Source organism: Mesorhizobium muleiense (genome assembly GCF_900099905.1).
Lineage (GTDB): Bacteria > Pseudomonadota > Alphaproteobacteria > Rhizobiales > Rhizobiaceae > Mesorhizobium > Mesorhizobium muleiense.
Genome location: NZ_FNEE01000021.1, coordinates 60699 through 77447, shown reverse-complemented (window position 1 = coordinate 77447; position 16749 = coordinate 60699). Strand labels below are relative to the sequence as shown.

Annotated in this window: 14 protein-coding genes and 1 pseudogene; 12 read left to right on the top strand and 3 right to left on the bottom strand. The window is 58.2% G+C overall.

Going from position 1 to position 16749, the window contains the following annotated elements; genetic code table 11:
* Positions 1–10: 10 nt before the first annotated feature.
* The 5 genes and pseudogenes from BLT09_RS35940 (at position 11) to BLT09_RS35930 (ending at position 3666) form a co-directional block, all read left to right on the top strand.
* Positions 11–319, top strand: coding sequence for an ABC transporter permease subunit (locus BLT09_RS35940; RefSeq protein ID WP_366929442.1), 309 nt, complete (start codon positions 11–13; stop codon positions 317–319).
* Positions 274–832, top strand: a pseudogene (locus BLT09_RS36020) (ABC transporter permease); the annotation flags it as partial. The gene BLT09_RS35940 and the pseudogene BLT09_RS36020, both read left to right, overlap by 46 nt.
* A complete protein-coding gene (locus tag BLT09_RS26535; protein WP_091598679.1) occupies positions 804–1187 on the top strand; it encodes a glycine cleavage T C-terminal barrel domain-containing protein in 384 nt (127 codons plus the stop codon). The pseudogene BLT09_RS36020 and the gene BLT09_RS26535, both read left to right, overlap by 29 nt.
* 1026 nt (positions 1188–2213) lie before the next feature.
* Positions 2214–2912 carry a N,N-dimethylformamidase beta subunit family domain-containing protein gene (locus BLT09_RS26525; RefSeq protein WP_342028474.1) on the top strand — a complete coding sequence of 233 codons (699 nt, stop codon included), beginning with the start codon at positions 2214–2216 and terminating at the stop codon, positions 2910–2912.
* Positions 2833–3666: a N,N-dimethylformamidase beta subunit family domain-containing protein gene (locus BLT09_RS35930; protein ID WP_353830006.1), complete on the top strand. Its 834-nt coding sequence runs from the start codon at positions 2833–2835 to the stop codon at positions 3664–3666. Before BLT09_RS26525 ends, BLT09_RS35930 begins: the two co-directional genes overlap by 80 nt.
* Positions 3667–3774: 108 nt before the next feature.
* Here the strand turns inward: BLT09_RS35930 and BLT09_RS26520 are convergent, their stop codons facing one another.
* The 3 genes from BLT09_RS26520 to BLT09_RS35925 form a co-directional block, all read right to left on the bottom strand.
* The gene (locus BLT09_RS26520) at positions 3775–4125 is read right to left on the bottom strand and encodes a hypothetical protein (RefSeq protein ID WP_091598670.1); all 351 of its coding nucleotides are present in this window, start codon (positions 4123–4125) and stop codon (positions 3775–3777) included.
* A 364-nt stretch (positions 4126–4489) separates the two neighbouring features.
* A complete protein-coding gene (gene ehuB / locus BLT09_RS26515) occupies positions 4490–5293 on the bottom strand; it encodes an ectoine/hydroxyectoine ABC transporter substrate-binding protein EhuB (protein WP_236473031.1) in 804 nt (267 codons plus the stop codon).
* An 861-nt stretch (positions 5294–6154) separates the two neighbouring features.
* On the bottom strand, positions 6155–6472 hold the full coding sequence (locus BLT09_RS35925) for a M20/M25/M40 family metallo-hydrolase (protein WP_091598664.1): 318 nt from the start codon (positions 6470–6472) through the stop codon (positions 6155–6157).
* A gap of 263 nt (positions 6473–6735) precedes the next feature.
* Between BLT09_RS35925 and BLT09_RS26505 the strand changes: the two genes are divergently transcribed.
* From BLT09_RS26505 to BLT09_RS26470, 7 genes are all read left to right on the top strand, one after another.
* The gene (locus BLT09_RS26505; RefSeq protein ID WP_091598661.1) at positions 6736–7899 is read left to right on the top strand and encodes a M20 aminoacylase family protein; all 1164 of its coding nucleotides are present in this window, start codon (positions 6736–6738) and stop codon (positions 7897–7899) included.
* 840 nt (positions 7900–8739) lie between these two features.
* Entirely contained in the window at positions 8740–10401 is a 1662-nt protein-coding gene (locus BLT09_RS26495; protein ID WP_091598658.1) for an ABC transporter substrate-binding protein, read from the top strand.
* 27 nt (positions 10402–10428) lie between these two features.
* Positions 10429–11403: an ABC transporter permease gene (locus tag BLT09_RS26490; RefSeq protein ID WP_091598655.1), complete on the top strand. Its 975-nt coding sequence runs from the start codon at positions 10429–10431 to the stop codon at positions 11401–11403.
* The gene (locus BLT09_RS26485; protein WP_091598652.1) at positions 11400–12332 is read left to right on the top strand and encodes an ABC transporter permease; all 933 of its coding nucleotides are present in this window, start codon (positions 11400–11402) and stop codon (positions 12330–12332) included. Before BLT09_RS26490 ends, BLT09_RS26485 begins: the two co-directional genes overlap by 4 nt.
* Entirely contained in the window at positions 12329–13336 is a 1008-nt protein-coding gene (locus tag BLT09_RS26480) for an ABC transporter ATP-binding protein (RefSeq protein ID WP_091598648.1), read from the top strand. Before BLT09_RS26485 ends, BLT09_RS26480 begins: the two co-directional genes overlap by 4 nt.
* The gene (locus BLT09_RS26475) at positions 13329–14330 is read left to right on the top strand and encodes an ABC transporter ATP-binding protein (protein ID WP_091598644.1); all 1002 of its coding nucleotides are present in this window, start codon (positions 13329–13331) and stop codon (positions 14328–14330) included. The genes BLT09_RS26480 and BLT09_RS26475 overlap by 8 nt, the downstream gene beginning before the upstream one ends.
* Before the next feature lie 298 nt (positions 14331–14628).
* Positions 14629–16389 carry a CocE/NonD family hydrolase gene (locus BLT09_RS26470; RefSeq protein WP_091598641.1) on the top strand — a complete coding sequence of 587 codons (1761 nt, stop codon included), beginning with the start codon at positions 14629–14631 and terminating at the stop codon, positions 16387–16389.
* Positions 16390–16749 lie beyond the last annotated feature (360 nt).

The following is a 16749-nucleotide window of genomic DNA, read 5'->3' as shown; positions in this document are numbered from 1 at the left end:
CAATGGTTAGATGCTGATGCGTCATGCATTTCGCAATGCAATGCTACCGGTCATTACCCTGATTGCCCTTAATCTTGGCTACGTGGTGGCAAGTGCCATCACCGTCGAAGCCATCTTCGCCTGGCCGGGCAGCGGTGGCCTGACGGTGGAGGCACTCAATGCTCGGGACTATCCAGTCCTTCAAGGAGTATTCCTGTTGCTCGGCGCCTCGATTGTCGTCGCCAACCTCGTAGCCGATCTAGCCTACGGCCTGCTTGATCCGAGGGTCCGGCAGCGGCCGGCGATTTCCTCGCGCCCCCATCAGGCGAGCATCTGCTAGGGACGGACGAAGTCGGGCGGGACGTACTTTAGTCGTCAATGGTGCCCGGACCTCGCTCACGATCGCGCTGCTGGCGACCGTAATCAGCCTCGTCGTCGGCACCACGGTCGGAATGACTGCTGGATACTACGGTGGCAGGGTTGACGTCTGGCTGATGCCTTGACGGATTTCTTTTTCGTCATGCCGTCCTTCGTGCTGGCGCTGGTCATCACACCGGTGGTTCTCGAGGTGATGGGGCGCGGCAGAGAAATCCTCGGCTTCCGTCCTTCTCTTTTCGTGATCCTTGTCGTCATCGGCATGACAAGCTGGGCGTTCGTGGCCCGTATCGTTCGCAGTCAGACACTGTCGCTTAAGGAGCGAACATTCCTCGATCGTGCGCGCGTTGTTGGCAGCAGCAATTTCAGCATCATGGTGCGGCACATCCTGCCTAATCTCGTGCCGAAAATCGCAGCGAACGGTGCCCTGGTCGTCGCCGGCGCAATCTATGTCGAGGCGTCGCTCTCGTTCCTCGGGTCGATTGGAACAAGGATGGAGGTTTTATCGGGAAAAGGGCGTTACTTTCCCAGAAAAATTCAGGTCCGCTAGGAAAAACGGCTGGTGTCATTCAAGCTCGCGATCCAAACCCTGTTCTTTTCCACGAAGAACCCATTCGACGCAACGGCGAGATTGTGGGTACATTTCGTCTGGAGCAAAGAGCTTTACCCTGGGCCAGTCAGTGGGAATGGGTTATGTGAGCCACCGCGCACCAGTCACGAAGGAGCTGATTGACAGCAGTCGATCGGAAATCGAAATTGGTGGCAGACTCTACGAAGCCGGCGCGTCGCTCCGGGCGTTTTTCGATCCAAATGGAGAAAGGCTTGGGCGATAAGTTTGTACATTGTGCTGAGCGGCGAGAAAAGTGTGCTGGGGGAAACAGGAAATCGTCTCACGCGCGAATGCGGTGAGACCAGGTTGATGGCCTTTTGCAGGCGAAGTGCCGCTGACCTTGCGCTCGCAGAGTTTCGTGACTTGGCCTGGATCCGGTTTGCCGGGGCCGAGGCTGCACGGCGGCCGCAACGATCTGCGGGCTCAATATGGCGAGTGCTGCGCTCAATGTGCCTGTGGCGTGGAGACCTCGCCATCTGGGCCCCGACCACCGCGTTTCCGCCACGCCACGAGCACTACGCAGCAGAGTTTTCCGGCTATGCGATCGGCCTCGCTCGCAAATCGGACCGCCTTGTGAAGCTGTGCTGGGCGTGGCGACCCGATCTCTCTTAATAATTGCGGAGGAATCTTTGATCAGGCAAAGCTCGATCAGCGTTCCATCTGCCGAGCAGTGATCTGACTGACAACAGTCGCCTGACGCTTTGCCGCGTACGCCTCGCTTGGGGTCGTTCAGTGTGCCAGTCCAATTTGGCGGCCTTGGCAGGCAAATGCCGCGTTGCCAATGGTCGCTGCCGTTATGCAGAAACGAGCCGCTATAAGCCCGTTTACTGCGTCGAACGCGCGAATTCGTCGAAACAGTCGTTCTAGCGCTGCTACATTGTAGGAAGACTAGGCGGCCCGTGTTCCTGATACGGTTCGAATCCCGACGAGCTTGTAATGAGTTTGACTCGACCGATGACTCGGTTGCCAGAACCACCGGTCATTCTGCGGCGGAGGGTCCCGCCACAGACTGAGGAGTTCCTGCCCGGCGTTCATCCTTCACTAACGTCGGGGTACCGCTATGTCGCTTTCCCGGCCACCGGCCGAGAAGCAGTACCGTACTTTGCGGGCTATATGACGGCCGTCACCGTTGCGTCTGGAGACGAACTCGCGGTACATGTGGCAACGCGATCTTCAGAACGCTGTTACGTCGACATCTACCGCGTGACCGGGGTGCGAGGATGCTCATCTTCATCCCAAGCTCTCCTTCATCCGACGCTTTGGCCCTGTCGAACCACACCGGCTGCCGCAGTCGGCGGGGGGGCGTCTCCTAGGCCCTGGTGACGCCGACTCCGAAGGATGCCGCTGGCCGAAGGTGAATCTGCTCGACAGCGTTCCCAATGAGTGGCCTAGCGGCGTTTACGTGGCTCAGTTCTGCGCAGAGGAAAAGCCACGGGAGCGCGCCACCGATCGTGCAGGCGAGGATGCGCTGTTCATCGTCCGGCGTGGCAACGACCGCCCAGGCGCCCGGATCCTCTGTCAAGTCAACGTCGCAACCTGGCTCGCCTACCACATTTGGCACAACCGAAGCTTGTACCATGGGCGGTCGGATGACGGCCAATACTGGGAAGAGCTGAGGAATTCAAAAGCATCGATCCATCGGCCAGGTCTCGGGCTATGTTACCCGAACGGAAACATTCTGAGGCCGTACCCGCCGAAATCGGGGCAGACATTTGCCTTCATCGATTGGTTGGAACGCGAAGCAATATCCGTCGACTTTTGCTCAGGCCTCGACATCTCCAACGGGCATGCGAACCTTTCTGATTACTCTGCGCTGGTCACGATTGGCCACGACGAGTACTGGACTGGAAAACAGCTTGACGCCGTCCGTGCTTTCCGGGATTCCGGTGGCGCCACGATCTTCCTCGGTGGCAATCTTGCCTGCTTATCTGGTCCGAGAGACTTCTGACAGTACTGCAATCGAGTGCTATAAGGCTTCCGGCGACCACGCTGACAGCGAGCATGGCGACGGCGGGGAATCACTTGATCCGCTGCACGCTGCAGCACCCAACCCTTTGGTTACGGGATTCACCTGGCATCTGCGGCCAGAGTCAACGACACCCACGACCGGCGTATACAATTACACGCGTCGACCTGGAGCGCCGCAGGAGGTACTGACCGGCGGAATGTTTTGGTACTGGGAGCTCTTCGGCGGGCCATCGCGCCCTGAGTGTGGCTTTACCGTATGCGATCCCGAGCATTGGGTTTTCAATGGTGCTGGGGTCGGGGACGGAGACACCTTTGGTGCAGAAATAAAGCTCCTTGGACATGAGGCGGACGGTCTCGAAGTCGAGCCTGACGGCCCGCGTCCAAAACTCACATTCGCCGATGGAGCACTACCAGGAACTCGGTTGCTCGCTTTCGCTGATTGTCGGCGTTGGGGTGAATGGGACTTTGACGGCTGGCCAGCGGCGCACAGGCAAACCTCGGGCCCGCGCGAAACGCTTGGGAGCCTGGGTGGATTCGTTACGATGGTCGTCCACGAAGAGCCCGGCAAAGGCATACTGTTCAATGCTCCGACAGCGGACTGGGTGTTTGGACTCGTAAAGTCGATTGACTGGACCGCAACGCGCAGCCTCGAGCCTCCGGTATTGCCGGCAGACCCCGTAGTCGAGCAGATTACCCGCAATATCTTGCTCCGCTGCAGCACTCAACCTGGCTGATTACCGCTCCCGGCCTTAGCATTGTCGACAAGCGGTTGGCCGGCAATGCTAATGCCGAAGCGAAGAGTATCGTGAGCCTGTGCTGAGTCCTTTTTGCCGTTTGGAATATCACAACCGCTGTCGGCAAAATTCCGGTCTCAGCAAGCTATCGCGTTTCGCCATCAACATTGCAGTGTGCCCACATGGCGGAGGCATCCATGATGCCTTGGCTCTTGCAAGCATAGGGCAGATATAGGTCTCTTCCTCGGCCGTCGGTTGAGTTTGCCAATACTTAGTGTCGCTTGCCCTGTCACCAATTAGATCGAAGTTCGCGGCGGCCATCACGGCGCCGACGACGCCGGCCTTGCTGAAGCTGGTGATGACCTCGTTGCAGCCAATTCGCGCAGTCGCCAACACGAACGCTGACGTTCTTTGCTCGTGAAAACATAGTTCGGGCTGCGCGTGAATCTTGCGCACCATGCAACAATGTCTGAGCTGAGGTCAGCGACACAATTTTGGACATTGGAACGTCTTTCCGTTATCCAAAGCTGCCTTGGGTCTTTTCAAGTCAAATCCCTCGGAGAAATGTGAACACTGAGCATCGCGTCCGTAAAGCGCCGGCGCGAACGCATTCTTCAGTGGCACCGGGACGAAATCGCAATGGCTGACCAAAGCACGAGTTGCGTGACTATCGTGCCCACTGAGCAGGCGTCTTCTCTAGCGAAGACCCCGGGGGGGCAAGGCGAGCCCAGGAATGAAATAACTGTAAGCTTCGGCCCCCTCTAAGTGTCTCCCCGACCAAGGTCGGGGAGACACTTAGCGTATGGCGCATCTCGCCTGGGTTTCAGCCCTTGCAGAGCTCGGCTGCCGTGGTGCCGTCCGGGAGGTTGATTTTGGTGTAGCCGTATTTGCCGACTGACTCCATCATTTCTTTGGACCCGATATAGTCTTTCAATGCCGTGTTGAAGGCGTCGACAGTCGCCTGCTGGTTGGGCAGGAAGGCAAGGGCCGGATATCCTTTGGGACTATCGGGAAGCGGATCGGTCACTTCCACGCTGGCGTCCTTGCCAGCGAACTCCTTCATGGTGAAGTAGTCGCCTACACCCGCAGCTGCTCGACCAGCCTTCACCGCCTGCAGGACCTCTGCTGATCCGGCGACCTGCAAAATTTTTTCATCGGTGATCCCGGCTTTGCGCGCATTCTCGACGTCGTCCCAGCCTGCGCCGGTCGCGACGCTCAGGCCCTTGTCGCGCAGATCCTTATAGGAGTGCAGGTTCTGCGGATTGCCCTTCGGCACGATCAGGGCTGCGGTGGCGACAGCGAGCGGCTCGGTGAAAAGCACGTTGCGGCAGCGATCGGGCAGTATGAACATGCCGCCGGTGATGATGTCGAAGCGACCGGCATGCATTCCGGGGATGAGCGAGCCCCATTCGGCCACGACCGGCTCGACCTTGGTGGTGCCAAGCTTCTTTAGGATATCCAGCGTCATTGCATTGACCCAGCCGAGCGGCTCGTTGTTTGCGCCCGGATTGGCGAATGGAGGCTCGTTGGAGAAGCCAAGCCGGATTGTTTCTCCGTTCTTGATCTTGTCGAGCAGCGATTGAGCCGGGGCCGACCCGGTGAACGTTACGGTTGCCAGGGCCGCCATACCCAAAGCAGCCACCTTCAGAATTACACGCCTGAAAACACGGCTCCTGGCCCCTAAGCATTGCCACGTGTTCATTTGAGAGTTCCTTCCATTCCCGTTGGCCGCTGGTCCCGCCGGATGACGTCTAGAGCGACGTCGAGCCAGTGCTTTTACATGGACCAGAACGCGGCGGTTTCCCGTCTCCGGCGGTTACGTCGCGAAATCTGGAGCACTTTTCAAATGTCGGACGGCTTTTCCCGCCTAGTAAAACTAGCAGCCTTGCAAGACCACGATTACGCGAAATTTCAGTACCGCGCGCAGAAAATCGGCGATTTCGTTATGCTCCAGGACGCGGTTGAACGCCGGAGGTCTGCGACGAGATTGGGTGCTCATAAGCTGCGATCTTGCGTGAATGAAGTCGTTCGCTGTACACTTCCCAGCGTTCGCCGGAGTGTACAAACCTCCTGACTATGATGGCCCATGTGCACAGCCCGTCCTCGCTTTCTGTCGTCGCTGGCAACTGAGACGGAGGCCCTATGGCGAGGTACTCAAGTTTCGCCATAACTGTTGCTGATCCGAACCGCGGATCGGCCAGTGCGGCACGTGGTGCAAGGTCGGTATTGCAGAGAGCTTCGAGAATTAGCATCCATCATGAGACTACCTACGCCGACCGCAGCACCCCCGCAGCTGACAGATCCGTCTCAATGCGCAAGACTCTTGCCGCTTCGGGTACCACAGCAGTCATGATCATCTGGCATCCACGACATCATGTGTGGTTGGCTCGGTACGGCGTCGACAATCGATCTTACGCAAACGTAGTCCCGTGAGCCCGACGTCATCGCCGGCCTCGCGGCTATGCTTGATGATTGTGCCGGATAGTCCCTAGTAACTAAGCATAATCTTTTGGTAGATTTCGACCGCTTTGGCCAACTGATCTATTTCCACGTACTCGTTGGCGGTATGTGCCTGATCGGTACTCCCACCCAAGAATAACGAAGGGAATTTTTGCCAACGAAAGCTGGCTTGCATCCGTGCCATACGGAACCCCAAAGGGCCTGCGCATTCCTGCGACTTCCGCACATGCCTTACCGCAACTGCGGCGATTTTCGTGCCCTCCGCACTCGGAGGAACTGGATCCTCTAAAACAGGGAGCAACGAACGCACCACTAACCGTTCATGGCGACCTGGCCTTGGGCGCATCGAGGTGCGCCTGCCGACCTCTGATCATGCCGAGGTCTGTCATCCATCGCAACGCGCAGATCTGGGGGGCTCATCTCGAAGCGAGATGGGGTCAATACACACACTGCATTTGACTGTAGAGGTTCAACCTTGGAAGCTTCTCAGTGATAGAACACGCGACGCGGATCCGCGAGTCTAGGATGCCGGAGCCCTGGCTGCGCAGATCTGGTCAAGCTGGCAGGCCCAAGGCGAGGGTCTGCTCTTTTTTGGTGCAGGAGACAAGAATGCGCAGGGTCGATGATTTCCGCGATATTCATGATGAGGCTATCGCTTGGCGCCGTCACCTCCACCAGAATCCGGAACTCGGATATAACGTGCACAACACCGCGAAGTTCGTCGCCGAGAAGCTCGCTTCCTTTGGGATTAATCATATCGAGACGGGCATAGCCGAGACCGGTGTTGTCGCGGTGATCCAAGGCGTCGGCGGAGAGGGCCCCACCATCGGACTACGGGCCGATATGGATGCCCTGCCGATCGTCGAGGCCACCGGTAAGCCCTGGACGTCGCAGGTCGAAGGAAAAATGCACGCATGCGGCCATGACGGCCATACCGCCATGCTGCTGGGTGCCGCTAAGCATCTCTCCGCCACCCGGAATTTCAAGGGTTCGGTGGCGCTCATTTTCCAGCCCGCCGAGGAAGACGGGCAGGGCGCAGGACGAATGGTTCAAGAAGGATTGATGGATAGGTTCAATATCGCCCAAGTCTTCGGCATGCACAACATGCCGGGTATTGACGTTGGCAAGTTCGGTATTCGTGACGGATCAATTATGGCGGCCCTCGACGAGTTCGACATCATCGTCACAGGCCGGGGCGGACACGCTGCAACGCCTCATTTTACGATTGATCCGGTGGTCGTCGGAGCACAGATCATCATTGCGCTCCAGACCTTGGTGTCACGAAACTGCGATCCGACCGAAGCGTTAGTAGTGTCCGTACCCAAATTCAACGGAAGTGAATCCTATCACATCATCCCCGACAGCGTCACGCTAGGAGGCACGGTGAGGAGCCTATCACCCGCATTGCGCGATTTTGCAGAAAAACAGATCGAGGTCTGCGCGAAGAATGTTGCTGCTGCTTTCGGGGCCAAGGTGGAATACCGACATAGGCGCCTTGAACCGCTCACATTCAACCAGACGGAGGCAACCGAGCTGGCAGCCGCTGCCGCACGGAGCCTTGTTGGGCGAGAGGCCGTCAACGATCAGATCAAGCCGGTGATGGTTTCCGAGGACTTCGCCTACATGCTGCAGGCGCGACCGGGCGCGTTCTTGTTCCTCGGCAACGGACCTACTTCGGGCCTGCACAATCCAACCTATGACTTCGACGACAATGCAATCCCTTACGGGATCGGCTACTGGGTCAACTTGGTGGAAGGCGGCTTGGCCCGTTAGCGCCAGCATAGTATTTAAGCGCTGCCCGCGCGCGCACCAGATAAGTCCGTAGGGTCACCTAGCTTATCGGGCGCGCCATCGCCATACATGACAATACTCCGTCATGCGAACGCATACAATCGAACAGTTGGGGAGCCAGCGCAGCTTTGCCGTTAAATTTTGCAATCAACAGCTGACCGTCGCACCGCCGGTCCCGAGGCATTCGAGAGAGAAACAAATAGGACTGAGCAATCCGGGTACCGCGCATTCAAGAGAAGAGTCGGAACTCCATGTAGCGATGTACTTGGCCAAGCCGGGGTGGGACCCCAAACCGGATCGTGGCAAGTGCGGACGGCGTATATATCCGGGACACCGAGCCTCGCAAAAGCCTTGATGGATACGGCGCCCTTTACCGAGTCGACGTGGGATACGGCTGCACGGAAATTGCCGATGCGATTGCGAGACAAGCCATGAACTGCCGTTCGCCCGCTTGCAAGCCAGAGCACAAAAAAGGTTAGCGATCCTGGCGGAGGCGGTGGTCGAGTAATTTGGCGAGAACAGGCGTCGTATGTATTTCCGGCTATCCGGATCCGAAGCCGCCGAGACCAACATTAAGCTGGTCTGCTACTACAAGAACATCCTTGGCCGCCCAGCTTGGCTTTTGCGTTGCGACACCCTATGAGCGAGGGATCTTCCACTCGCCACCAGCAACGTTGCTTTCGTGCGTACAAGCGGACAAAAACGCAGATTTGCTGCCATAATGCGAGATAATTCGCGCAAACCGCCCAGGCACATAGGTACACTCACGGCGAACCGCCCCGCGAGAGCGGGGCGGTGACAAGAAAAGGGTGGGGAACAAAAATGGATGACTGGCCATTCAGGCGACGTGCAGTCGTGAAAGCGATGCTTTTGGGATCGGCCGTGCCTTGCGTTCTGAGCTCAAGGGCGTTCGCCGCGTTGTCGTGCGATGGTCACATCGTGCGCATGGGCGCAAACGTCTCCCCCGATACGTTGAATCCGTTCGCCTCCTACAGCAATTGGTGGCCGCTAGTTTACACCTATGACTTTCTGGTCTGTGTGGACGCTCAGCGCCATGCTGATCGGAGGGGATTTGCCAAGGAGTGGTCGGTCGCTGACGATAACGTCACGTGGACTTTCAAAATCTGGCCTGGAATGAAGTGGTCGGATGGCCAGCCCGCCACGGCCAAGGATGCCGCGTTCACCTATAATTATGTGCGCAAGTCCATCGGCACGCCCAACGAACTGAACGCCGGCTGGAACAGCACTGAGGGCATGCAAAACGTCGAGTCCATCACGGCGCTCGACGACGATACGTTGCAAATCGTGACCAAGTCCCCCACGCGTTGGCCAATCGACAACGGTGTAATGATGGTTCCCGAGCACATCTGGAAGGATGTCTCCTACGCCGATGCGCGCAGCACCTTCCGAAACGACCCGCCGTTGGTGGGAACCGGGCCGCTTATCATCCAGGACTTTCAGCAGGGCCAGTTTGTCCGCCTCTCGCCGAACCCGCACTTCCGCACCGGACAGCCAAAGACGGCCGGGATGGTCTTCAATTTCTTCAATACGGCCGATCCCATCGCGCAAGGTCTGAAGAGCGGCAATCTCGACTATGGCATCAGCCTCACAGCTTCCCAGTGGGCGGATCTGTCGAAGGATTCTGCCATCGAGGTCGGTCAAAACCGCATTGAGCAGCGAGACTATTTGGCCTTCAACACCGCCTCGGGGGACGGTGCAGGCAGTACCGAGGCCCTTCAAGATCCGGCGTTTCGTGATGCGATCAGCTACGCGATCGATCAGAAGGCTATCGTCGAGCGGGCCTACCAAGGTCACGCCGACGCTGGCGCGGGGTTGGTGATGCCGGCCGCGGCCGATTACTACTCGGACCTGAGTAACATCAGGCGCCACTTTGATCTAGAGGAGGCGGCCCGCCGCCTCGATTCCGCCGGTTATCGGGATGTCGACGGTGACGGCATCCGGGAAGACAAGGAAGGAAACAAGCTCCAGCTCGAGTTAATTACTGGAACGTCTTCGGGCACCCTCGAGATACCGATCGCGGTAGTGCAGCTTATCGCTGGCTGGTTGGGACAAATTGGAATCCCTGTATCCGTAACACAGCTCGACTCCGGCGCCCTTAGTGCACGTACAAAGGCGCCGGCGAAGGGCGGTGGGGGTTGGGACCTGCTCGTTGCCGCAGGTTGGCGGTCTCCCTCGGCTCACGACCTGCTCGTTTTGGGCAAAAGTGCCGATTCCAGCAACACGTCATACTGGAGCAACGAGAAGTTCGATCAACTTCTGTCTGAGGTCGAGATCACCGTCGACCTCAAGAAGAGCCAAGAGCTGGTCGACCGGGCGGTGCGCCTGATTTACGCTGAAGCCCCTTACATAATCCTAAGTTACCCGCTCATGCTCGATGCCCATCGCAAGGATTGTTTCGAGGGCTGGGGCACAGAGATTTCGGGGTGGAGCTACTACCCATTCGATCGCCTGAAGTCGGTTTGAGATGGTCTTGATGGAAAGCGAGGCCAAATGAGCCGGCGGATCGGGCGGATTCTCCTCAGGGCGGTCATCACGCTTGTGATGGTTGCAATCCTGAACTTTGGCTTGTTCAGAGTCATTCCCGGCGACCCTGCATCGCTTCTGCTCGGCGGGGCGCGCACCAGCGTGACCGACGAGCAGATCGAGGCGCAGCGTCAGAACTGGGGCCTCGACCGGCCGCTGTTCCCTGACCAGGCGCTCGACTACTTGTCGGCGACTCTCCAGGGCGATCTTGGCTACAGCTTCAAGTTCAGGGGTAGGCATGTCGCTGACCTGATTTTAGAACGCTTGCCGGCCACCATTGTCCTGGTCGGTCTAGCCCAATTTATCGCCATCCTATGCGGGGTTATGCTTGGCGTATATGCTGGTTGGCGTAGAGGAGGAGCCGTCGACCATGCCGCCACGGGGGTCTCTCTGGCGCTCTATTCTACCCCATCTTTCTGGCTCGGCATGCTCCTGGTGGTGATCTTCAGTACGGCATTGGGCTGGCTTCCGGGCTACGGGGCATATTCACCAGGCGCTAACGTCGGTTCCCTTGACTTGGCGCTTGATTATCTGCGGCATCTCGCGCTCCCGGTCACCGCCGTGGCCCTTGGACTAATCGGCCAATACGTCGTGGTCGCTCGTGCTGCGATGAGCGACGTCGTCACCGAGGACTACATGGTGACCGCACGGGCCAAGGGACTGACCGGCGGTCAGATGCTGATGCGTCATGCTTTTCGCAACGCAATGCTGCCGGTCGTAACCTTGATCACCCTCAATCTTGGCTACGTGGTGGCGGGTGCCATCACCGTCGAAGCTGTGTTCGCCTGGCCGGGCATCGGCGGTCTGACCGTGGAGGCGCTCAACGCACGGGACTACCCGGTCCTTCAAGGCATATTCCTGTTGCTCGGCGTCTCGATTGTTATGGCAAACCTCATAGCCGATCTAGCCTACGGCCTGCTTGATCCGAGGGTCCGACAATGAGCAAAAGTACAATTCGGTATTCTGGGCGTACGAGGGCGCGTGCTATCAAAACCTTTCTAGGTCAGTTTCTTGGCTACGGCGGAGCTCAGCTTGGCCTGTTGTGTCTGGTATTCTTTCTTGTTACGGCAGCGATGCCCAATATCCTGGTGGGACCGCTTCAGACTGCGATCAATGCAACCGGCGATTTCCTCGCGCCACCTTCAGGCCAGCATCTGCTGGGGACCGATGAAGTGGGACGGGACGTCCTCAATCTGGTCGTCCATGGTGCCCGGATCTCACTTACGATAGCGCTACTGGCGACCGTGATCAGCCTCGTCGTCGGCACCACGGTCGGAATGACCGCGGGCTACTTTGGTCGCTGGGTTGACGTCTGGCTGATGCGCTTGACGGACTTCTTTTTTGTCATGCCCTCCTTCGTGCTTGCGCTGGTCATCACACCCGTAGTTCTCGAGGTGATGGGGCGGGGCAGAGAAATCCTCGGCTTCCGTCCTTCTCTTTTCGTGATCCTTGTCGTTATCGGCATGACAAGCTGGGCGTTCGTCGCCCGTGTTGTTCGCAGCCAGACACTGTCGCTTAAGGAGCGAACATTTGTTGACCGCGCGCGCGTTGCAGGCAGCAGCAATTTCAGCATCATGGTGCGGCACATCCTGCCTAATCTCGTGCCGCAAATCGCAGCGAACGGGGCTCTGGTCGTCGCCGGCGCAATCTATGTCGAGACGTCGCTCTCGTTCCTCGGTCTTGGCGATCCGTTGCAGCCTTCATGGGGTACTTTGCTTTCGCTGGCCCAGCGCGCCGGTGCGGCCAGCGCTGGAGCCTGGTGGTATCTCGGCGCCCCCGGAGTGTGCGTCCTCACGGTTTCGCTCAGCTTCGTCCTGATTGGCAATGCTCTCGACGACACGTTCAATCCACGGCGGCGCGTGATCCCATGATAGACTCCTCCCAACACAAGGGGTCGCTTCTGGAAGTCGACGGGCTTTCTGTCGACTACGGGCTCAAGGGCGTTTCATCGCGTGCGATCGACAGAATAAGCTTCGAGCTCCGAGCCGGAGAGGCCGTTGGCCTCGTCGGAGAATCGGGCAGCGGCAAGACCACGACCGCCATGGCAATCGCGGGTCTGCTATCACCCAACGCGCGGATCAGCAGCGGCGAGGTGCGTTATCGGGGCAACCGACTGCCGATCGACCATGATGCGGCGATGCGGCCACATCGCTGGAGCGAAACGTCCGTCGTCTTCCAGGGCGCAATGAATGCGCTTAATCCTGTTCACCGCATCGTCAAGCAGATCGCCGAGCCGTGCATGCTGAAGCTCGGCATGTCGCGTGGCGAGGCGAACGCGCGGGCAAAGGAGCTGCTCGAACTCGTCGGCATTCCGGCGGATCGCGGCGCCGCTTATCCTCACGAATTGTCAGGCGGAATGCGACAAAGGGTTATGATCGCCATGGCGCTCGCGTGTCGTCCCTCACTCATCATCGGCGATGAGCCCACGACGGCGCTGGACGTTATCACACAGGCTCAGATCCTTAAATTGTTGGGTGAGTTGCGATCGCGACTTAACATTGCCCTCATTTTGATCACCCACGATCTTTCTGTGGTGGCTGAATGTTGTGATCGCGTCATGATCATGTATTCCGGCCGAATCGTCGAGGATGGCACTGTCGCCGAGATCTTCGCCCAACCGAAACATCCCTACACCCGCCTGCTGATCGAATCGATCCCGAACCCCGCGAGCGGCAAAAAGATCATCCGGCCGATACCGGGTGATCCCCCCAATTTGGTGAACCGACCGTCGGGCTGCGCCTTTCATCCGCGTTGCCCCTCGGCTATGGGGATTTGCGCGACCGAGCTCCCCAGCCTCGATAAGTTCGGGCAGGGGCGCGTCGCCTGTCACCTTCACCGTTCCTCGCAACACGACAAGGTCGCAGCTCATGCTTGACGCCGCCGATATCCTGCGTCTTGAGAGCCTGCAGGTCCATTTTCCTATCCAGGGCGGGCTGTTCGACCGTGTCCTGGGCCGACCTGCCGGCGCCGTGCGCGCGGTAGACAGGATCGACCTCAACGTCGGACGGGGCGAGATCGTCGCCCTGGTCGGGGAATCGGGAAGCGGCAAGACGACGGTGGGCCGCCTCATTACCAAGCTTGCTCAGCCAACAGGCGGCAAGCTGTTGTTCGAAGGCCGCGACATGACGTTCGTTCAAGACTTGTCGGCTTTGCGCCCTTACAGGCATCGCGTGCAAATGATCTTTCAGGACGCCTATCAGGCGCTCAATCCGCGACATACCGTGTTCGATATCGTGGCGGAGCCGCTGCGGTCACTACGGCTGGTCGACAACCGGACACAGCTCACCGACCGTGTGAGCGAAGCGCTTGCGTCCGCCGGGCTCAATCCCCCGGATGATTTCTTCTCCCGGTTCCCACATGAGCTGTCTGGAGGGCAACGCCAGCGGGTGGTGATTGCCGGAGCACTTGCCGTGAAGCCGGAGCTCATCGTCGCCGACGAACCTGTCTCGATGCTCGATGTCTCGATACGCGCACAGATTCTTCAGGTCTTGGTTGACCTGCGCGACAAGCACAATGTGGCGCTATTGTTCATCACCCATGACTTGCCGCTTGCCTGGTTGATCGCCGACAGAATTGCGGTCTTATATCTTGGCAAATTGGTCGAGATCGGTAGCGCCGACGAGATCACATTCAACCCCCGTCATCCGTATACCGTCGCCTTGCGTAACGCTACCCCGCAGATTGGCGCCAATGCAGGTCGCGCCGAGTTGCCGGCCCTGCAAGGTGAGGTTCCAAGCGCCGCGCGCGTGCCGAACGGCTGTCGGTTCCATCCGCGTTGCCCTCTGGCCTTCGACCGCTGCCGGCAAGAGGAACCACCACCCATCGAAGTTGGACCGCAGCACATGTCCGCCTGCTGGCTGGCGAAGTAGAAGGCGCGTTCGAGGCTGGGGCGCCTGTCGCAAACTATCCGGAAGATGACGAAGTTGGTGTATCGGCCGGAAGGCACATGGATCGAAGACAAACATCGAAAGCGTTACGCCGTAACCTCTTTTGACAAAGGGAAGCTGAAATCAACATGCCACCGGGTTAGCCACTCTCGTGGCGCAGCGGCAGTACTACATCGAGCGTATCTCAACATTCTAATTTGTGAGGGGGCTGGCCACATCAGCGCATGCCCGCCGCCTCGGTCCAAAAGTCGAAAGACTTTTTCGTGACACGGAGTTCAGCATGAAAAGTGCAGAAGATTTCACTGAGGCGGATGTGTTTCGCAATATCGCCTACGTGACGATGAAGGATGAAACGCGCATCGCTTACATCTCATATTGTCCGAAGAAATCGGGCCGGTATCCGACCGTTTTTCTCTATGATCCATATATAGCGAACTCGACCCCTTTCGAAATCGCGAAGGAATTCCTTGATGCCGGCTACGCTTTCGTGGGCGCCAATCTTCCAGGAACCGGATGCTCAGAAGGTGTCATCGACTTTTGGCATGAACAGCGAATGATTAAAGGCGGACCTTATGGCGCCGAAGTCGTCGAATGGATCGCCAGGCAGCCCTGGAGCGATGGCAATATCGGAATGGTCGGCAATTCATCGGCGGGGCAGCCGCAGTTCTGGGTCGCAGCCGAGCGGCCTCCACATTTGCGGGCAATCGTGGCGAGCGGTTTTGGCGACGGGTATGAGTTTTTAGGTTACCCTGGCGGTATGCTCCCGCTATTAGAGGGAGCATGGGCGATTGATAGTGAGTTTGTGACCGGCCCGCGCGGTGCGGAGTGGCGCATCAACCAGGGAGATACCGAGTGCGCCAACATTCGTGGGAGCGACAGGCAAGTCATCAAGACCTCCTTTTTTGATGCGTGGAGGAACCACCCACTGAAGGACGAATTTTGGGATTCTGAGACTTTGGTCAGCAAGGAACTCATCGATAGAGTCACTGTTCCCAGCATGATCATTGGAGCTTGGCAAGAGGCCTACGGTGGCGCCGCTATGGCTAACGTGCGAATGTTTACCCATTTCATGCAGAATGTGAAGAACAAAAAGCTTGTTCTGATGAACGGTGATCATGGGATCAATGGACCTGGGCCCCGTGGCTATAGCCTTGTAGACAAGGAGCGAATGAAGTTCCTCGATCGCTGGGTGAAAGGTGTTAAGAACGGAATAGATAGCGAGCCGCCCATCACTGTCTATTGGGAAGTTCAGCAGCCCGAGGGAGATCCGAAGAAATCGGTGGAGGGCTGGGTGACGCATCACAACACGTGGCCAGACCCGAAAGTCGAGCGCCGCACCTTCTACCTAACGGCGGACGCACAGATCTCTCCCGAGAAGCCGGGCGCCAACTCCAATGAGGGATCCCGCGCCTATCTATACCCAACGGGGACAGAGCTTTACGGAGACAATCAGCAATTCCAGGTTCGACCTTATTCCCGCGGCGTCCTTAACTACCGAACAGCGCCAGTTACCTCGGATATGGTGTTGCTTGGAAATCCGGAAGTCGTGCTGTATCTCAGCATCGATAACGGCGACGACGCCGACGTCGAACTTACCTTGAAAGATGTCGCTCCGGACGGAGTGCTCTTCGTTCAATCAGGTTTGTTGCGGGCTTCCCTCCGCGCGATCGACAACGAGCGAACCTATGTTGACGAGGTGGTGCATTCGTTTCGGAAACCTGAGAAACTTGTCCCGGGCGAAATTTACGAGCTCCGAATGTCGTTCATTTCGCCCATCGCTCACGTCGTCAGGCAAGGGCATAGTCTCGAACTAACTATCGGCGCGACCAATCCCATTCCGCATAGCGTCCTCGGCACCATTCCTGCCGGAGCAGCGTCTATCAACAGAGTCTATCACTCAGCTCAGTATAGTTCCAGAATACTTCTACCCGTCATTCCGGGGGCGGTGGCTCAAGCTCCCGCTCCGGCATACGACGCTCTTCGAGGTCAGCCCTATCGCAAGGACGACGAGTTTGTCCCTGGCGGACTGCCGATTCAATAAATTCCGGTCGTCGGTCCCCTGCCGCTTTGATCGCTTCGCCAGTGTTCCTGCGGCAATGGCGCTTGCGATCGGGGGGCGGGTGATGTCAGCCCGGCCATGCGATCGGAAACGGCAGGCGGCGCGCTGCTTTCCTCGCGTCGTGTGGCGCCCCGGGTAGGGCATGAGCTCGTCGAGGCGGCGGTTGGCCAGATTGACGAGGCAGGCGAGTGAGGACGTCTGCGAGGCAAGATTGCGCGTCAATGCGATGTCCTACCTCATCTACGGTGATCTCGGCTGTGGCTATCTTCTCCAACATTACAGTGGAGCCACAGCCGAAGCAGAATTTCGGGCCTTACAGAGCCTATTTCGCCGGCGATGAAT